The sequence below is a fragment of the Bacillus sp. JJ1503 genome (assembly GCF_036965125.1).
Classification (GTDB): domain Bacteria; phylum Bacillota; class Bacilli; order Bacillales; family Cytobacillaceae; genus Cytobacillus.
In genome coordinates, this window is record NZ_JBALOZ010000475.1 from 1 (window position 1) to 1,376 (window position 1,376).

Annotated in this window: 3 protein-coding genes; 1 reads left to right on the plus strand and 2 read right to left on the minus strand. The window is 34.0% G+C overall.

Going from position 1 to position 1,376, the window contains the following annotated elements; translation table 11 throughout:
- Positions 1-208, plus strand: a 208-nt coding sequence (locus tag V7149_RS25465; RefSeq protein WP_335348353.1) for a dienelactone hydrolase family protein, incomplete at its 5' end; no start/stop codon positions are given.
- A 160-nt stretch (positions 209-368) separates the two neighbouring features.
- On the opposite strand, the gene V7149_RS25470 is transcribed toward V7149_RS25465, so the two are convergent.
- Both V7149_RS25470 and V7149_RS25475 read right to left on the minus strand, forming a co-directional pair.
- Positions 369-860 (minus strand): hypothetical protein, encoded by a 492-nt coding sequence (locus V7149_RS25470; RefSeq protein WP_335348354.1) that lies wholly within the window; start codon positions 858-860, stop codon positions 369-371.
- Between the two features lie 75 nt (positions 861-935).
- Complete coding sequence (locus V7149_RS25475) at positions 936-1,211, minus strand: transporter (protein ID WP_289314799.1); 276 nt, start codon at positions 1,209-1,211, stop codon at positions 936-938.
- Positions 1,212-1,376: the final 165 nt, after the last annotated feature.

A 1,376-nucleotide genomic window follows, 5' to 3' on the forward strand; every position in this document is an offset into this window, starting at 1 on the left:
TCTATGTCCTATAATTTTATTCTTTCCTCAAGAGGAACAATCCTTTAGTGTGGATGAGTTACTATCAAATTTGGATAAGAAGAAGAATATCGAGACATATAAATACTTTGGACAACACGGATTTAGTGACCCATACTCTACAAAATATAATGAAAAATCATCCCAAAACGCTTTCAATGAAATGCTAAACTTCTTAAAGAAACATTAATTCAAAACAAGGATGTTATACAACTATAGGTGCAGTTTAGTTGAATAAGGAATATTAATTTTATAGGGTTATGGAAAGAACAAAATATAATAAAAAACTCGCCAAAAACTGAACGAGTTTTAAATACCTATTTTTATTGCTGGTTGAAATAATAATGCGCTCAACATAAAACAATTATACGATAGGGTGTGGTTTGAGCAGGGATACTTCTTGTGGCAGGTCCATAGAAAACAATTAAATCTCGGTTCGCTGGATATCTTGAAAAGAGTTGCCCATTCGTTAATAATATTTGGGTATAGGGAGATAAATTTAATTGTAATTGTCCATCACTACTCACCAATTGGTTATTAAAATAATCAACTATTACATTCTGATTTGGGTTATCTTTTACCATGACAAGCGCTTGATATTGTGGAGGGTAAATAAGAATAGCAGGTAAATCTCCATCATAATATCCTGTCACGCGATCTCCTACTCTGACCATTTCATGGTCAACGAAATAAGTTGAGGGTGAAACCACGAAATTTACTATTGATCCCAATTCATTTTCTATTGTAAATAATTTATAACAACCTTCTTTTTTACCATTTTGACCTGTGAAAAATTCACTAATCACCGTGACAGTTCCATGAAATGAATAAAAATTCGTCATACAATACCTCCAAAATAAAAAGATAGGGACGATCTTTTATTTTGAGACTATTCGAGATAAGGCTTTTGAAGGATTTTAGTATAATGTAGGGATAGGAGGGCAGGCAACAGCATCTATAAGTCTTGGGTCAATACCGTAGAATTGCCAGAAAGCACCGTTCCATCTATATCCAGAGACTTCTCCATATTCCACACGAGTAGGGTAAAACCAAAATTGTCTGCCATTTATAAGCCATACATAAGTGTTTTGATATAGACAATCGACGATATAGGACACAGAAGGTTTTGGTGGTATGAATGTTGGAGGAGGGGATTGTGGACTCATTGTCCCCTGGCGTGGGAAATATCTCATGTGATTTCACTCCTTTTAGTTAGGGTCTCAACATTATATGTTGAGAAGAAGTAAAAGGATTATTTAACGCGAAAACTAAAGATTGTGAAGTAATGTACTTAAACTAATGGGTAGCGTTAGTTCAAGAAGAATTAAGTGATTTTCGGGTTAGGAACTTATTATAGG

Bases quoted from the DNA above. Each gene is read 5' to 3' on its own strand.
- V7149_RS25475 (WP_289314799.1), bottom strand. From the start codon at position 1,211: ATGAGATATTTCCCACGCCAGGGGACAATGAGTCCACAATCCCCTCCT.
- V7149_RS25470 (WP_335348354.1), bottom strand. From the start codon at position 860: ATGACGAATTTTTATTCATTTCATGGAACTGTCACGGTGATTAGTGAA.